Source organism: Sphingomonas sp. RIT328, from assembly GCF_000632225.1.
Lineage (GTDB): Bacteria > Pseudomonadota > Alphaproteobacteria > Sphingomonadales > Sphingomonadaceae > Sphingomonas > Sphingomonas kyungheensis.
This window is the reverse complement of sequence record NZ_JFYV01000014.1, coordinates 40,207-57,018: the sequence shown is the minus strand read 5'-3', so window position 1 is coordinate 57,018 and position 16,812 is coordinate 40,207. Positions and strand designations below refer to the sequence as shown.

Here is a 16,812-nt window from a genome sequence, read left to right as displayed (position 1 = left end):
AACGAAAAAAGGGGCGGCCCGCAGTGAGCCGCCCCTCCGCAACGATCGGTGCGACGCCAGCGCTTAGAAGCGCAGCTTGCCCGACACGTTGAACAGCCGTCCCAGGACGTCATAGGTCGAGGGATAGGTGTTGCCGCTGTTGAACGACGTCGAACCCGCGGTGGAGCCGACCAGCGGCGCCTTCTTGTTGAGCATGTTGCGCACGCCGAACGTGAAGGTGAGATGGTCGTTGACTTCGACCTGCGCGCTGAGGTCGAGGTAGTTGTACGCGCCGATGCGGTTGAAGTTGTAGGTGCCGCCGGCGAGCGGGGTCGGCCCGGTCACGACGCCCGAGAACAGCGGCGTCGTCACCTGACGCAGCGCGGCGTCGGGGGCGAGGGCCTCATATTTCACCGCACCGATATGCCGCCACAGCAGCGACAGCGTGCCCGGACCGAAGCTCAGGCTGGTGCGCTGGTTCCAGGCGAAGGCCGGCTGGATCGAGGCGCAGCTGGTGCTGAAATAACCGACGCAATCACGATCGTACGACGTCTCCGACGCACGGAAGTAATTGTGGTTGGTCCAGGTGCCCTGGAAGCCCACGTCGAGGCCGATCTCGCCCAGGGTGCGCTTGTAGTTGGCGTTGAGGTCGATGCCGTCGGTGCGCAGACGCCCGCGGTTGGTCAGCGGCTGCGGCAGGCCGGCGACCGACGCCGACGAGCCGCTGAGGCTGCCGTCCGCCGAATTGCGGCGGATGCTGGTGCAGGCCGAGGACGCTGCCTGCGCCGCGGTGATCGATGCCGGGCTCGACCCGAAGCAGGCCGACAGGATGTCCGCCGGGGTCGCGAATGCGATCGCGTTTTCGATCTTGATGTTGAAATAATCGACCGCGACGCTCAGCCCCGGCACCACGCCGCGCGGCTGGATGACGACACCGACGGTATAGGTCTTGGCAATCTCCGGACGAATGTCGGGATTGCCGCCGCCGGTGACGTTCGGCTGGCCCGAGATCGGCTCGCTGATCGAACCAATGCTCGATGCGGGCGCACCCTGGTTGCGGCACGCCAGCGCCAGATTGGCGCTGGTCAACGGCAGCGCGCCGACGCAGGGGTCGAGGCCCGGCGACAGGTTGTCAAGCCCGGTCGCCACCGGCGAGAACAGTTCGCCGATGTTGGGCGCACGCACCGCGCGCTGGTAGTTGCCGCGGAACTTGATCTCTTCGACCGGCTCGAAGCTGCCACCGACCTTGTAGGTCGTCGCCGAGAACTTCGGACTGTTGGTCGCCTGCACCTTATAGTCGGAATAGCGGACGCCCGCTTCGAGCGTCAGCGAGTGGAAGAACGGCTTGTCGGCGACGAGCGGCGCGATCAATTCGCCGAACGCCTCGCGCACGTCATAGCTGCCCGAGAAGGGCAGCACCGCACCGCCCGCACCGCCCAGCTCACCCGGGCTGAGCGCATAGGCATCGGGCACGCGGCTGTAGCTGTACTTGCGATATTCGCCGCCCGCCGCGAAGGCGATCGGCTCGTTGGCGAACGGCGAGGTGGTGCCGAAATCGCCGTTGAGCACGGCCTTGGCCTGCGACAGCGCGGTGTGGACGGCGATGCTGCTCTGGCCGCTCAGGAAGTTCGCCTGGTCCGAGCTGATCGAACCGGCGGCGCCGAACAGGTTGACCGGGACGCAGCCATTGGCCGTGTTGTTGCAGGTCGTCGTGTTCGTCGCGTTGAGCGCTTGCTGGACACGGCTGCGCAGCACGTAGCCGGTCTGCGACTGGTTGAGGTCGCTCTCGCCATAGGCGCCCGACACGTCGAGCTTGACGTGATCGGAGAAGCGCAGCCGCAGGCCCGCCTTATAGTCGAACACCGTCGTCGTGTAGGTCGAGACGCGCGGCCCGAGCTCCACCGACCGGCGATAGACCGCACCGAGCGGGATCGCGGTGTTGGTGTTGCAGGTCGCGCCCAGCGCGATGCTGTTGGCGAGGCAGAGCTGATCGCGGATCGCCGCCGGCAGGTAGGGGTTGTTGCCCGGAATGGTCAGGTTTTCACCGAACACGCCCGACGGGGCGATGATCTGCTGCACCGTATTCTTCGAGAACAGGCCACGCGTATAGACTTCGAGATTGTCGTTGATCTCGTAATTGGCCTGGCCGAAGAAGTTGTAGCGCTTATACGGCGTCTGGAAGATGTTGTACGGGTTGAAATTGAAGCCGTTGTAGAAGGCGACGAGCCCGGTGCCGGCCGGATTGACCTGCAGATTGCCCGAGGTCGGCACACCGGCGAGCGCGGCCTGTGCACGATTGAAGGTCAGCGTCGTCGGCACGCTGGTCCGCGACGAGCCCGAAGCGACGCCCGATCCCGAATCGATGCCGTAGACGGAGATGTCGCGGGCGCCCTGATACAGCGGATCGGCTTCCTGATAACCGAGGCTCAGCACGGCGTTGCCGCGGCCGTCGTCGAAATTGGCGCCGACGGTCAGGTCCGCGCGGAAGTAATTGGCATCGCCCTTCTCGGTGATCTGCTGGCTGGCCGAGGCCTCCATGCCCGAGAAGTTCTTCTTGGTGATGAAGTTGACGACGCCGGACACCGCGTCCGCGCCATAGCTGGTCGAGGCGCCGCCGGTCAGGACGTCGAGGCGCTGGATCAGCGCGGTCGGGATGTTGTTGAGATCGACGCTGCCGCCCGACTGAGCCGGCACGATCCGGTCGCCGTCCAGCAGCACGAGGTTGCGCTGCGAGCCGAGGTTGCGCAGGTTGACCGTCGAGAAACCGCCGGTGCCGTTGTTCACGGCCGAGCCGATGCCCGGCACCGAGCCGGGCAGTTCGCGCAGGATCTGCTCGACATTGTTGACGTTGCGCAGCGTCAGTTCGTTCTCGGAGACCACGTTGACCGGGCTCGACGAGACGAGATTGGGGTTGCGGATCAGCGTACCGGTGACGACGATGTCCTGCCCTTCCGCGGCCGGCGGCGGCGTATTGGGATCGTCCGTCTGTTGCTGGGTTTCCTGCGTGGCGGGCGCCGTCTGCGCCAGGGCCGGCGACGCGACGAGCGCGACACCGACGAGCAGGGTCGAGTTGAGCAGATAAGAACGATGGCGTCGCGTCATAATTACCCCTTTGATCGCCGCTTCCCGTAAGTCGGCGCAGCGCCGTGCCTTTTTGGCCGGTCGCAGCAGATCAGTCGCAGGGTCGCGAAACGTTCACAATATTGAATCGCCCATCTGTGACGAAGACAAATCAAACGTGACATTTCAGTCACATCGTATCATCTTGCCGCCGATCATCCTACGTCATTTACCTAATAGACCCTGACCTAATATTCCTTCTGAAAGGTACGTCATGCTGTCCATCATCCTCTTTGCCATGGCGGCCGATCCAGCGCCCGGCCGGGACTTGCTGCAAAAGATGAGCGACTGTCGAACCATCAAAATCGATGCCGAACGACTTGCCTGTTACGATCGTACCGTGGTGGCGATCGATGACGCCAAGACGAAGAAGGATTTCGTCGTGCTGGAGCGTGGCGAGGTACAGAAAGCGAAGCGTGATCTGTTTGGCTTCTCGCTGCCGTCCATTCGCCTGTTCGGGGACGGTCAAGCGGACGAGCCGCTGAAACAACTTGTCGGCGTATTGCAAACGACAACCGGTCTGCCGGGCGGGCTGATGCGGTTCACATTACAAGGGGCTGGCATGTGGGAGACGACCGAGGCTACGATGGTCGGGCTGCGCCAGGGCGATACCGTGACGATCAAGGCGGGATCGTTGGGCAGCTATGTCGCGACGGCGCCGGGGCGGCGGTCGGTGCGGGTGCGTCGCCTGCGCTGAGCGGTCCTCGAATCGCGCTCCCCCACACTGGTTCCGGATCGAATCACCATGACATCACATGCCGTTATCGCCGCCCTGCTTCTCGCCGCGCCGGCGGCGGCCGCCACGCCGGGCGCGCCGGCGATATCGGCCGACCGCCTCTCCGCCGACGTCAAGGTGCTGGCGTCGGACGCCTTCGAAGGTCGCGCGCCGGGCACCGCGGGCGAGACGAAGACGGTCGACTGGCTGGTCGCGCAATTCAAGGCGGCAGGGCTCGAACCCGGCGGTCCCGACGGCGGCTGGACCCAGCCGGTGCCGTTGATCCGCACCCGGCTCGGCGCCGGCGCCGTCACCGCCAACGGCACCGCATGGACGAGCGCGCGCGACGTCTATCTGTCGACCGTCCGCCCCGTCGACCGCGCGACGGTGAGGAACGCGCCGATGGTCTTCGTCGGCTATGGCGTCAGCGCGCCCGAGCGGCAGTGGGATGATTTCAAGGGCGTCGACCTCACGGGCAAGGTCGCCGTCTTCCTCGTCAACGATCCGGATTTCGAAGCGACCGCCGGGGAGGATGCCTTCGGCCGGTTCGGCAATCGGCGCATGACCTATTACGGCCGCTGGACGTACAAGTTCGAGGAGGCGGCACGGCGGGGGGCGGTCGCCGCGCTGATCGTCCACGACACCGCCGGCGCCGGCTATGGCTGGGCCACCGTCACCGCACCCGGTGGCGAGAATTACGATGTCGCCGCGCCGTCCGCGTCGCGGGTGACGTTGCAGGGATGGATCGCGGGTGAGGCCGCAACCCGATTGTTCGCCGACGCCGGGCTCGACCTCGCCCGGCTGAAGGTCGCGGCGCGGCGCGCGGACTTCCGGCCGATCGCGCTGAAGGGCAGCGGCTTTTCCGCCGATCTGCCGGTCGCGGTGACCCGCGCCGAAAGCCGCAACGTCATCGCCAAACGCACCGGACAGGGCCGTCCCGACGAGACGGTGATCTACGGCGCGCATTGGGACGCCTATGGCGAGGGCGCGCCGGATGCGTCGGGGCGACGGATCCGGCCCGGCGCTAATGACGATGCGCTCGGGGTCGCCGGGGTGCTCGCGATCGCCCGCGCCGCCGCCAAGGCGCCCCGCCCCGCCCGAACGCAGGTGTTCGCGCTGTGGACCGGCGAGGAGCGCGGCCTGCTCGGCTCGGAAACCTATGCCGCGCATCCGCTGTTTCCGATCGAGAAGACGGTCGCCAATCTGACGCTCGACATCCTGCAGACGGCGGGGTCGTCGCGCGACGTGCTGCTCGTCGGCGCCGGACAGAATGCGCTCGAGGCGCGCCTTACCGCCGCCGCGGCGGCGCAGGGCCGCACGGTGACGCCGGAGGCCCTGCCCGAACGGGGCTTGTTCTACCGCGCCGATCATTTCTCGCTGGCGCGGCGCGGCGTGCCGACGCTGCTGCTGATGGCGATCAGCGGCGCGCCGGATCTGGTCACGGGCGGCCGCGCCGCGGGGCAGCGCTGGCTGGACGACTATATGCGCTGCTACCACCAGACCTGCGACGCCTGGTCGCGCGACTGGAAGCTGGACGGCGCCGCGGCGGACGTCGATCTGCTGCGCCGCATCGGCTTCGATCTGGCGGCGGGCGACGCCTGGCCTACGTGGAACGCAGGCTCAGAGTTCAAGACGGTCCGCGACGCGAGCGCGGCGCAGCGGCCGGGCGGCTAAGGCACCGCTCCGCCGCCCCGCCGCGCGATCAGGCGCGCGCGGCGATCCAGTCGTCGACCTGCCGTTCGAGCACCGACAGCGGCAGCGAGCCGGTGCCGATCAGCAGATCGTGGAAGGATTTGATGTCGAACTTCGGGCCGAGCGCGCGTTCGGCCTTGCGGCGCAATTCGATGATCTTGAGCATGCCGATCTTGTATCCGGTCGCCTGCCCCGGCAGCGTGATGTATCGGCGCACCTCCGACCGGGCCTGATCCGGCGAGGCGCGCCCGCTCTCCACCATGTAATCGACCGCCTGCTGTTCGCTCCAGCCTTGCGCATGCAGCCCGGTATCGACGACCAGGCGCGCGGCGCGGAACAGCTCCGCCTCGAGCCGCATGAAATCCGACGCGACGTCCGGATAGGCGCCCATCTCCTTGCACAAGGCTTCGGCATAGAGGCCCCAGCCCTCTCCGAACGCGACATAGCGCGTCGCCTGCCGGAATTTCGGCCCGCCGCTCTGCCGGACCTGGATGTCGCCTTGCATGACATGGCCGGGCACGCCTTCGTGGCACATCAGGTCGACGATCGCGTCGGGCGACGGATCGTCGGTGGTGCCGAGCAGATGGACGTAGACGCGGCCCGGTCGCGCGCCGTCGCGGCTCGGCCCGGCGGCATGCGCGGCGCCGCCCGCGACCTCGCTGAACGAGGGTTCGCGCACCACCTCCATCCGATATTCGGGCAACGTGCCGAACAGCGGCGCGAGCAAGGTGCGGTTGCGCGCGATCACGGCGTTGGCGTTGCGGAGATAGTCGGCGCGCGAGGCGTCGGTCCACGGCTGCGGCGGCCGGCGCCTGGCGCGATCCGCATAATAAGCGACCCGGTCGGCAAAGCCCGCCTGCCGCGCCAGCGCATCCTGTTCGCCCTCGATCCGCTTGACCTCGTCGAGGCCGATGCGGTGAATCTGGTCGGCGGTGAGGTCGGTGGTGGTGTTGAGCCTCAGCGCCGCCGCATACCAGGCCTGGCCGTCGGGCAACGTCAGCGCCCCGACCCGTCCCGACGGCGCTGTAGCGAGGTCGCCGTCCGCCCAGGCGATCACCCGCTGATAGGCGGGTCGGATCGTCAGCAATGCCGCCTGCGCGTCGGCGAGCAGGGCCTGCGCTTCGGGCGCGGTGATCTTGCCCGCGGTCTGCAGGCGCGACACCTTGGCCTGCGCATCGGCCCATAAGGGCGAGGCGGTGCCGGCGTCGAACGGCGCCCCGGTGACGATCGCGCGGCTGCCGGCGATCACCCGTTCGATCTCGAACCGCGGCGCGCGAATGCCCGCGCGGTCCGAGACCCGGCTCTGCGCGATCGCTTCGTCGAGCACCGCCGGGATCGCCCGCAGCCGCGCGATATAGCCGCGCATGTCGGCGGCATCCTGGACGGTGTGCGTGTTGATCAGGAAATTGGGGAGCTGCGCGTGCAGCGAATAGAGGAACGAATAAAAGGGCGGCGACCATTGCCGGTAACGGTAGGCGAGTTCGGCGCGATCGAGCTCGAACGCCCAGATGTCGTAATTCGCCTGCGCCGCGGGCGACAGGCGCGCGCGCACGAACTGCGCCTTCATCCGCGCGACGCTCGCCCGGCGCGCGACGAGCCGCCGCAAGGCCGCGGCGTCGCTGATGTCGTCGAGCCGGTCCTGGCCTTCCTTAATGCCCAATTGCGTGGCGAGCTGCGGGCGGTCGCGCAGCTCGGCGGCGAATTCCTGATCGAGGAAGGCATAGAGCCGCGCATCGTCGGCGGCCGCGGCGGGCGCGATGGCCTGCGGCGGCGCGACGGGTGCGGCGGCGAGCGTCGGCGTCGCGAGCAGGACCAGGATCGCGGCGCGGTGGGAAGATCGGATCACATGGGTCTCCGGATGAGGATAGCCGCAGCGGGCAAAGGGAGGTCGGCGCCAGCAGGAGGCAGCAGCCTCAGCCGGCGTAGACCTTGATCAGGTCGTAGAGATAGTCGCGCCCGCTATAGACCGCCTTGACGATCGCCCGCTCGTTGAGTCCGTGCGCGCCATTGCCGTCGGGATCGCCGTACAGGCCCGGCGGTCCGTAGGAGGGGATGCCGATCGCCTCGAGATAGATGCCGTCGGTCGCGCCGGTCGACATCAGCGGCGCCAGCGGCACGCCCGGATAATAACGCGCGAGCAGCTTTTCCGCCGGCCCGACGATCTTGGGATCGAGCGGCGGCGGCACCGCGGCGGGGCCGCGATCGTCGACCTGCTTCACCGTCATCCGCGGATCGGCGACGACCGTCGCCAGCGTCGCGCGCACCGCATCGGACGAGACGCCGGGGAAGATGCGGCAGTTGATGTTGACCCCGGCACGCTGCGGCAGCGCATTGTTGGCATGGCCGCCGTCGAGCAGCGTCGCGACGCAGGTGGTGCGCAGCATCGAATGATAGCTCTTGTCGCTGTTGAGCATCGCCTCCGCCGCCTTGTCGGTGGGATCGGCGGCGAATTTGACCATAGCCGCGCCCATCGCATCGCCGCGCGCCTTGCCCGCGACGCGGAAATAGGCGCGCGTCGTATCGGTCATCTGCACCGGAAAGTCATAGTCGCGGATCCGGCCGATCGCGTCGGCGAGTTCGTAGATCGCATTGTCGCGCACCGGGGCGGAACTGTGGCCGCCAGGGTTGGTCGCCTCGATCCGGTAATTGACCGCGGCCTTCTCGCCGACATGCATGTTGGCGATCACCAGCCGGCCCTTGCCGTCGGTCCGCCCGCCACCGCCCTCGTTGAGCGCGAATTCCGCCGCGATCAGATCGGGCTTGTTCTCGGCGAGCCATTTGACGCCGTTGAACGCCCAGCTGGTCTCCTCGCCGCAGGTCAGCGCCAGCTTGATCGTCCGCTTGGGCGTATAGCCGCTCTGCTTGAAGCGGATCATCGAATCGACCCAGATCGCGTCCATCGCCTTCATGTCGGACGTGCCGCGGCCGTAGAAATAGCCGTTTTCCTCGACCATCTTATAGGGATCGCGCGTCCAGTCCTCGGCCTTGGCGACGACGACGTCGATATGGCCGATCATCAGCATCGGCTTCAGCGTCTTGGACAAGCCCGGCAGCACCACGACGATGCCGCCCTCCTTGGGATGATCGGGCACGGCGAAGCGCGTGATCGCCGCGTCGGTATAGCCCGCCGCCTTGAGCCGCCCCTCCACCTTGTCGGCGAGCGCGGTGCAGCTGCCGGTGGTGATGCTGGTGTCGGTCTCGACCATCTCCTGGTAGAGCGCGCGGAACGCCTGCTGATCGGGTCGCAGCGTCGATGGCGGGGCGGGCGCGACCTGCGCGCTCGCCGCCAGCGGCACGGCCAGCGCCGCCGCCCCGAACACGATCCGATGCCCCAGTCTCATGATATGTCCCCCAACGATTGCAGACCATAATGCACGATCGGCGCGCGGCCGGAAGCCGCCGGCCGGTTTTTATCGCTGCGTGAACAGCGCTTTGGGCAGCACGACATGGACGCCCTTGTTGCGATCGACCAATTCGGTGACCTCGACGTCGCCGGCGACGCTGACCAGCATGTAGGCGTCGTCGCGGCTCATGCCCTTTTCGGCGACGAGGAAGTCGATCATGTTGCGCAGCGCCTTGCGCGTCGCATGGCTGAGATCGTCGTCGAAGCCCATCGCGATATAGGCCTTGGGCGTCTCGGCACGCGGATAGGCAATCGCCGTCTTCTTGTGCAGCACGAATTCGAACGTGCCGGTCAGCGACGTCTCCAGCGCGGTGATGTCGACCTCGCCATTCCCTTGCGCGGCATGACCGTCACCGGCCTGGAACAGCGCCCCCGTGGCGTGAACGGGCAGGAACAATGTCGTCCCCGCGACCAGGGCCTTGTCGTCCATATTCCCGCCGTTGATCGTCGGCGGCGCGGAATCGTAGCGGCCGAAGGCGGGCGGCGGCGCGACGCCCATGCTGCCGAAGAAGGGCGCCAGCGGCACCTCGACCCCCGGCGCGAACCGGCCGATCATCCGCTTGGCGTCGAGCGGCACGATCTTCATCCGCGCATAGGGGAAATCGTCGGTAAGGAATCCCGCACCGTAGCGGAAGGCGTTATAGGCATAGGGAATGGCGAGATCGATCTTGCGGATGCGCACCTCGAGCATATCGCCGGGCTCCGCGCCCTCGATCGCGATCGGGCCGGTGAGGATATGCCCGCCCGGCCCACGCGCGCTCGCCGGCACGCCGTCATAGACGGCGCGCAACCCCGGCTCGACATCGGCCGGCGCGACGCCCGCCTTCTCCAGCCCCGCCGGGCTGTTGGTGAGCAGCGTGTGGATCACCACCGTATCGCCCGACCGTATCGTCAGCACCGGCGTGTCGGTCGCGTCATAATGGCCCCAGGCGACCGTCTGCGGCGTCGCCTTCAGCTCATAGGTCGCGGCGGCGGCCGGCATGGTCGTCGCGGCGAGCAGCGCCGTCGTCCAATATCGCATCGTCATCCCCCTCAATAGGCCAAAGCACAGCCGTCGGCGCGCATCTCGCTCGCCGCGGCATAGACGCGGGTGTCGCCGTCCATCCGATGCTCGACGCATTCGTAGCGGCCGAAACCACCGTCGGGCTCGCCGATCGTCCAGCCGATCTCCGCCAGCCGTTGCCGCGTCGCGTGCGGCACGCCCGTCTCGAGCCGCAGCAGGCCGCGCGGGCCGAGCCCGGCGGCATCCTCTCCCATCGACTGCGACGACCCCTCGTGATGCCAGCGCGGCGCATCGCCGGCCGACTGGATCTCCAGCCCATAGTCGACCCGGTTGACGATGATCTGCGTCTGGCCCTGCGGCTGCATGTCGCCGCCCATCACGCCGAAGCTCATCCACGGATCGCGTCCCCGCGTCGCGAAGCCGGGGATGATCGTCTGGAACGGGCGCTTGCCCGGCGCATAGATATTGGGGTGACCGTCCTTGAGGCTGAACAACTGGCCGCGATCCTGGAACATGAAGCCGAGGCCGTCGGCGACCAGCCCCGATCCCATGCCGCGGAAGTTGGACTGGATCATCGACACCATCATGCCGTCCGCATCGGCGCAGCTGAAATAGGTGGTGTCGCCATGGCTCGGCGCCTGTCCGGGATAGACGGGATCGAGGATGCGATCGGGCCGGATCAGCGTTGCGCGCTGGCGCGCATAGTCCTTCGAGATCAGCCATTCGACCGGCACCTTGCTGAACCGCGGGTCGGCTTAGAAGCGCGCGCGATCCTCATAGGCGAGCCGCTTGGCCTCGGCCTGGAGATGGATCGACAGCGGCGACTGGAAACCCGCCTCGCCGAGGTCGAACGTCTCGAGGATGTTGAGCATCTGCAACGTAGCGATGCCCTGCGTATTCGCGCCGAGCGCGTGAACGTCGACGCCGCGATAGCCGGTGCGATGCGGCTCGACCCATTCGGAATGGTGCGCCGCCAGATCCTCATAGCGCAACCAGCCGCCGATCCGCTTGAAATAGCGGTCGATCGTCCGCGCGATATCGCCGGTGTAGAAGGCGTCGCGGCCACCGGCGGCAATCGCGCGATAGGTGCGGGCGAGATCGGGATTGCGGAACACCTGCCCCGCCGCCGGTCCCTTGCCATCGGCGAGGCCATAGGTGCGCAGCGCGTTCGCCGTCTCTTCGATGCCGTTACCCGGCCGGCGGAACGCCGCCATGCTGCGGCGGATGTAATAAGCGATGATGTCGGGCACCGGCGCCCCCGCCTCGGCATGGGCGATCGCCGGCTCGAACAGCTGCGCCCACGGCAGCCGCCCGTAGCGCCGGTGCATCGTCCACCAGGCATCCACCGCCCCCGGCACCGACACCGACACCGCGCCGAGCGGCGGCAGCGCGCCGCCCCGCGCCCGCGCCCGCACCGTCTCCAGGCTCAGCCCGCGCGGCGACGCGCCCGATCCCGCCAGTCCGACGACCTTGCGCTGCCGGGGGTCCCAGATCATCGCATAGGCATCGCCGCCGATGCCGCTCGACGTCGGTTCGAGCATGCCGAGACAGGCGTTGATCGCGATCGCGGCATCCACCGCCGAACCACCGCGGCGCAGGATGTCAATTCCCGCCTGCGTCGCCAGCGGGTGCGCGGTGCCGGCGGCGCCGTGCAGGCCATAAGCGGCGGTGCGCGACGCGAAGCTCGCGCCGACCGGGCGATCACCGGCGGACACGTCGGGGCGCAGGAAGCGATCGGCGCCCGCCTCCCATCGGGGCGGCAGCGCCGGCGCCGCCGGTGACCGCGCGCCCCCCTGCCCCGGCCCCGGCGCGCCCTGTCCGCCCGGCACGCCGCGGCCGTCCTGCCCCGCCGCCGCGCCGGCAGCGGGACCCAGCGCCGCCGCCGGCAGGGCGGCAAGGAACGTACGACGATGCATGATGGATCTTCCCGACGTTGATCGCTGATCCTCGCGAGCTTCGCCCGCGTGCACAAGGGGTTGCTTGACGTAGCTGCGATAGGGCGGCCGCCGGCGCGCAACCGGGTTGCGCAGGCCGATCGTCGTCGCCTAGCGTGCGGCGTTTCGAGCCTCACATCAGGATCATCGGCATGGATCGTCGCGTCTTCATCATGTCCACCGCCGCCACCGCCGGGTTGAGCCTGCTGCCCGCCCGATCCGCCCTCGCGCAGGCCGCCCCTGCCAATGCGACGCCGGCGTCGGCGGGTGACGCGCGGCTCAACGCCGCCTTCGATCAGGTGCTCGACGAGACGGTCCGCCAGTCGCCCGAATTCGCCACCTCGCTCGGCCTCGATACCGGCAAGAATGCCGCCCTGCGCCACACGCTCGGCGACAACAGCTACAAGGCGATCGCCGACGATCTCGCCCGCAACCGCCGCGCGCGTGCGCTGATCACCGCGGTCGATCCCGCCTCGCTGTCGCCGCAGGCGCGGATCGATCGCGAGGTCGTCCTCTACAATATCGAATCGAACATGGTCGGCCCGGAGCGGTTCGGGCTCGCCTCGCCGCAGGGGCCCTATCCGATCTCGCAGCAGGACGGTGTCTATTTCTCGCTGCCCGACTTTCTCGCCTCGACCCATCCGGTCAAGACCGCGGACGATGCGGAGGCGTATCTCGACCGGCTGGCGCTGATGGGCCGCCAGCTCGACAATGAGACCGAGGTGCAGCGGCGCGAAGCCGCGAAGGGCCGGGTCGCGCCCGATTTCTCGCTCGATCTCACGCTCGGCCAGATGGCGAAGCTGCGCGCCCCCGCGCCCGCCGACAGCCAGTTGGTCCAGTCGCTGACCCGCCGCACCGCCGCGGCGACCATCCCCGGCGACTGGCAGGCCCGCGCCGCCCGGATCGTCGCCGCGCAGGTCTATCCCGCGCTCGACCGTCAGATCGCGCTGCTCCGCGCGCTGCGCCCGAAGGCGCGGTCGGCGGCCGGCATCTGGGCGATCCCCGACGGCGCGGCGATCTATGCCGCCGCCCTGGCGCAATCGACGACCACCGATCTGTCACCCGAGGCAGTCCATCGCATGGGCCTGCAACAGGTCGCGGAGCTTACCGCGCAGCTCGATCCGATCCTGCGCAGCCAGGGGCTGACGCAGGGCAGCGTCGGCGCCCGCCTCGACCAGCTCAACCGCCTGCCCGCGCAGCTCTTTGCCGACAACGATGCGGGCCGCACCGCATTGCTCGCCAGCCTCAACGCCGGCGTGCGGGCGATGCAGGCCCGGCTGCCGCAGGCGTTCAGCAATCCGCCCAATGCGGCGCTCGAGATCCGCCGCGTCGCGCCCGAGATCCAGGACGGCGCCCCCAACGGCTATTATTTCCGCGCGCCGCTCGATGGCTCGCGCGCCGCCATCTACTGGATCAACCTCAAGAGCGTGAACGACTGGCCGAAATACACGCTGCCGAGCCTGACCTATCACGAGGGCGTGCCGGGCCATCACCTGCAGATCTCGACGGCGCAGCGCGCGCCGACGCATCCCTTGCGCAAGATCGCCTTCTTCAACGCCTATCTCGAAGGCTGGGCGCTTTATGCCGAACAGCTCGCCGACGAGCTTGGCGGCTATGCCTCACCGGTGGAGCGCGCCGGCTATCTCCAGTCCTTCCTGTTCCGCGCCGCGCGTCTGGTGGTCGATACCGGCATCCACACCAAGCAGTGGACGCATGACCAGGCGACACGATACCTCGTCGACACCGTCGGGTTCGCGCCCGGCCGCTCGCAGCGCGAGGTCGAGCGCTATTGCGTCTCGCCCGGTCAGGCGTGCAGCTACAAGATCGGCCACGCCGCCTGGCTGCGCGCCCGCGAAACCGCCAGGACGATCGCCGGCGACCGCTTCGATCTCAAACATTTCCACGACGTGCTGGAGGCCGGCGCCATGCCGCTCTCGATGCTGCAACGGATCGTCGAGGAGCGCGCCCGCGCGATTTGACCGGCGCGGCGGATGGGCGTGGTCAGCGGCCTTCATGCAGAGATGCGGTTCGGGAGTTTGGCCTAGCCGCCGTTTCCTCCGGAGATCGCGAACAGGCCGCCCACGCCGAGAGCGTAGAGGACCAGCACCGTCAGGGAGTCGATCCCCATCCGCAAGATCTGCCGCTTGGGCCGGAAGATCAGGCCTGCGGCGTAGACGCAGGTCAGCAGGACACCGAGACCTGCGAGATAGATGTCGCTGGCCTGCGCGTCTGGCAGCACCGCCTTGCCGGAAATGACGACGGCCACCAGGAAGAGGACCGGGAGAAAGGCATTGCCGCCGAAAATGTCGCTGACCGCGAGCTGATAGTCCTTCATCCGGACCGACGCGATACCGGTCGACAATTCGGGTAGCGACGTCGCCGCCGCCAGTACCGTCGCGCCGAACAGGACCCCGCTGAGCCCGATGGTCTCGGCGATGGCATCGCCGCTACGTTCCAGCAGCACACCGGCCGCCAGCGTGGCCAGCGCAGCCGCGCCGAAGACCAAGGCGACGCGGACCGTGCTCTCACCCTTCCGACCGGATGCATCGTCCTTCTTGGCCTGCGAGTGACCCTTGGGTTCCTCCTGCCCGTCGGGAGCAGTGCCGCTCGTGTCGTGCCATGGCAGCCCCTTGCTGGCTTTGCTGGAGAGCCAAACGCCGATCACCCACAGAACCGCGATCAACACCGCCCCGGGAGTCAGGCGGGCCGCGATCAGCGTACCGGGCAATTGCGTCGCCATGATCGCCACGATCAGCACCGCGACGACTAGTACGGCTTCCACGACCAGCGTGAGGCTGGCGGCACGGTAGGTCAGGGGCATTCGTTCCGTCATGGCGACATCCATCGCCACGAGCACGACCGTCTGGATCGCGATGCCACCTAGGATGTTGCCGACCGCCACCCCCAGATTGCCAGCCAATGCCGCACTGACCGTGATCGCGATCTCGGGCAGGTTGGTGGCGACGGCGAGCACGATGATGCCGCCCAGCGCCTTGCCGAGATGAAGCCGCGAGGCGAGGATGTCGGTGGTATCGGCAAGTTTCACGCCGGCGACCCAAATCACGCCCGCACAGCCGGCAAAGATCGCGAGCAGGACCGGTAGGCTGAGACCGTTGAACATGCGTGACTTTCGATGTGCCTGCGAGCGACAGGCGATCGACCATAGCGAACCGGCTGAACAAGCGTTCCTGGACGATCCAGCTTTCAATACGGGGCCGGTTGCACGACCGATGCGATCGTGTCGGTCACCGCGCCGACCACCACATCGCCTCAACTGCCGGAACCGGACCGATTCCAAGCAATCAGAGGATCGATCGTCCGCAAATATTTGCTGAGTGTATCGCCCGCCCGTACGTCTCACCATCATGCGACTGGTACGATCCGATCCGGCGGGGGGCACGCCCGACCTGCTCGCGGTGCTGCGGCAGATGCGGCCGGCGCTGCTCGCCTTCTTCCTGCGCCGCCTGCACGATCGTACGCTCGCCGAGGATCTGGTGCAGGACATGTTCGTGCGGATCAGCGGCATGGACGGACGCGTCGCCGGCAATCCCGAAGGCTATATCTTTCAGACCGCGGCCAATCTGTTGCGCGATCACGTCCGCCGCGAGGCGACGCGGGTGCGCTATATCCAGTCTTGGGCGGAAGACGGCAGCGCCGACGTCGACACGTTCGACGCCGAACGCCTGCTCGCCGCGCGGCAGAGCGTGGGCTGCGTCGCGACGACGCTTGCCACCCTGCCCGACCGGACCCGCCAGATCTTCATCCTCTACCGGCTCGAGAACCTGCAACGCAAAGCCATCGCCGCGGCGTTCGGCATCTCGGTCAGCGCGGTCGAGAAGCATATCGCCAAGGCGATGCAGGCGCTGCTCGCGAATGCGGAGGAACGGCGATGAGCGGCGACGCGGCGATGGCGGACCGGGAGGCGGCGATCGGCTGGTGCATCCGGCTCGACGCAGGCGACCTCAGCCCCGCCGAACATCGCGCCTTGCGCGATTGGCTCGCCGGCGATGCGAACCGTCAGTCGCATCTCGATCAGGCGCTGGCGCTATGGGCGGGGATCGAGGCGGACGCCGAGACGCCCGAGCTGATCGCCTTGCGCCACGAGGCCCGCGACGCGATGGCGTGCGCCGCCGCGCGGCGTCCGCTCGCCGTGCTGCGCCGGACGCCGTGGCAGGCGATCGCAGCGGCGCTGGCGCTGGTCGCCGTCGCATTGGCGGCCTTGCTCTGGCAGCAGCAGGGCGGCGCCGTCTACCGGACCGGGATTGGCGAGCGGCGTGTCGTCGCGCTCGCCGACGGTTCGCGACTGTCGCTCGACGCCGACAGCGTGGTCTCGACCGCCTTCACCGATCAGCGCCGCGACCTGACGCTGGTGCGCGGCCGCGCGCGCTTCAAGGTCGCCAAGAACCCGCTGCGCCCCTTTGCCGTCCACGTCGGCCGCGACGTGGTGGTCGCCACCGGCACCGAATTCTCGGTCGAGGCGCTGACCGGCGAAATCCGCGTCGGCCTGTTCGAGGGCCATGTCGCCATCCTCCACGATGCCGGGCGCGGCCCGGTCGCGACGCTGGCCCGCCGCGGCGACCGGCTCGTCCCCGCCGAGCGCGCCCTGGTGCCGGGCAGCGAACTGCGGCTGGCGGCGGGTGCGGCCGCGGCGTCGATCACGCCGCTCGCCGCGGGGGACGGGCTCGACGAGGGGCAATTGAGCTTCACCGCCGAACCGCTTGGCATCGCGGCGGAGCGCATGAACCGCTTTGCCGGTGCGCGCCGGATCGTGGTCGCGCCGGCGGTCGCCGACCTGCGGATCAGCGGCGTGTTCAACGCCGGTGACAGCGACGCCTTTGCCCAGGCGGTCGCGGCGACCCTGCCGACCCGCGTCGAAACCGGTCGCGACACAGTGACGCTCGTCGCGCGGTAACAACCAATCCCATACCAATTTACGGAAAGGTCGTTAATTTCGCGCAACGTGCTG

At 68.2% G+C, this 16,812-nt stretch carries 10 protein-coding genes and 1 pseudogene; 5 read left to right on the top strand and 6 right to left on the bottom strand.

Going from position 1 to position 16,812, the window contains the following annotated elements; all coding sequences use genetic code 11:
* Positions 1–63 precede the first annotated feature (63 nt).
* Positions 64–3,081, bottom strand: a complete 3,018-nt coding sequence (locus BW41_RS08460) for a TonB-dependent receptor domain-containing protein (protein ID WP_037533605.1) — start codon at positions 3,079–3,081, stop codon at positions 64–66.
* Positions 3,082–3,313: 232 nt separating this feature from the next.
* On the opposite strand from BW41_RS08460, the gene BW41_RS08455 reads away from it, so the two are divergent.
* Both BW41_RS08455 and BW41_RS08450 read left to right on the top strand, forming a co-directional pair.
* Entirely contained in the window at positions 3,314–3,796 is a 483-nt protein-coding gene (locus tag BW41_RS08455) for a hypothetical protein (protein WP_037533603.1), read from the top strand.
* Between the two features lie 48 nt (positions 3,797–3,844).
* Positions 3,845–5,488, top strand: coding sequence for a M28 family peptidase (locus BW41_RS08450; RefSeq protein WP_037533601.1), 1,644 nt, complete (start codon positions 3,845–3,847; stop codon positions 5,486–5,488).
* 28 nt (positions 5,489–5,516) lie between these two features.
* On the opposite strand, the gene BW41_RS08445 is transcribed toward BW41_RS08450, so the two are convergent.
* The 4 genes and pseudogenes from BW41_RS08445 to BW41_RS08430 form a co-directional block, all read right to left on the bottom strand.
* The gene (locus BW41_RS08445) at positions 5,517–7,352 is read right to left on the bottom strand and encodes a DUF885 domain-containing protein (RefSeq protein ID WP_037533600.1); all 1,836 of its coding nucleotides are present in this window, start codon (positions 7,350–7,352) and stop codon (positions 5,517–5,519) included.
* A 67-nt stretch (positions 7,353–7,419) separates the two neighbouring features.
* Positions 7,420–8,847, bottom strand: coding sequence for a M20/M25/M40 family metallo-hydrolase (locus BW41_RS08440; RefSeq protein ID WP_037533597.1), 1,428 nt, complete (start codon positions 8,845–8,847; stop codon positions 7,420–7,422).
* A 69-nt stretch (positions 8,848–8,916) separates the two neighbouring features.
* Positions 8,917–9,930: an acetamidase/formamidase family protein gene (locus tag BW41_RS08435; RefSeq protein ID WP_037533648.1), complete on the bottom strand. Its 1,014-nt coding sequence runs from the start codon at positions 9,928–9,930 to the stop codon at positions 8,917–8,919.
* A gap of 11 nt (positions 9,931–9,941) precedes the next feature.
* A pseudogene (locus BW41_RS08430) lies at positions 9,942–11,828 on the bottom strand (gamma-glutamyltransferase family protein).
* A gap of 170 nt (positions 11,829–11,998) precedes the next feature.
* Between BW41_RS08430 and BW41_RS08425 the strand changes: the two are divergent.
* Positions 11,999–13,825 carry a DUF885 domain-containing protein gene (locus BW41_RS08425; RefSeq protein WP_037533595.1) on the top strand — a complete coding sequence of 609 codons (1,827 nt, stop codon included), beginning with the start codon at positions 11,999–12,001 and terminating at the stop codon, positions 13,823–13,825.
* Between the two features lie 62 nt (positions 13,826–13,887).
* Here BW41_RS08425 and BW41_RS08420 read toward each other — a convergent pair whose 3' ends face one another.
* Positions 13,888–14,967, bottom strand: coding sequence for a sodium:calcium antiporter (locus BW41_RS08420; RefSeq protein ID WP_037533593.1), 1,080 nt, complete (start codon positions 14,965–14,967; stop codon positions 13,888–13,890).
* A gap of 244 nt (positions 14,968–15,211) precedes the next feature.
* On the opposite strand from BW41_RS08420, the gene BW41_RS08415 reads away from it, so the two are divergent.
* A complete protein-coding gene (locus tag BW41_RS08415) occupies positions 15,212–15,739 on the top strand; it encodes an RNA polymerase sigma factor (protein ID WP_051583359.1) in 528 nt (175 codons plus the stop codon).
* Positions 15,736–16,758, top strand: a complete 1,023-nt coding sequence (locus BW41_RS08410; protein ID WP_051583358.1) for a FecR family protein — start codon at positions 15,736–15,738, stop codon at positions 16,756–16,758. The genes BW41_RS08415 and BW41_RS08410 overlap by 4 nt, the downstream gene beginning before the upstream one ends.
* Positions 16,759–16,812: the final 54 nt, after the last annotated feature.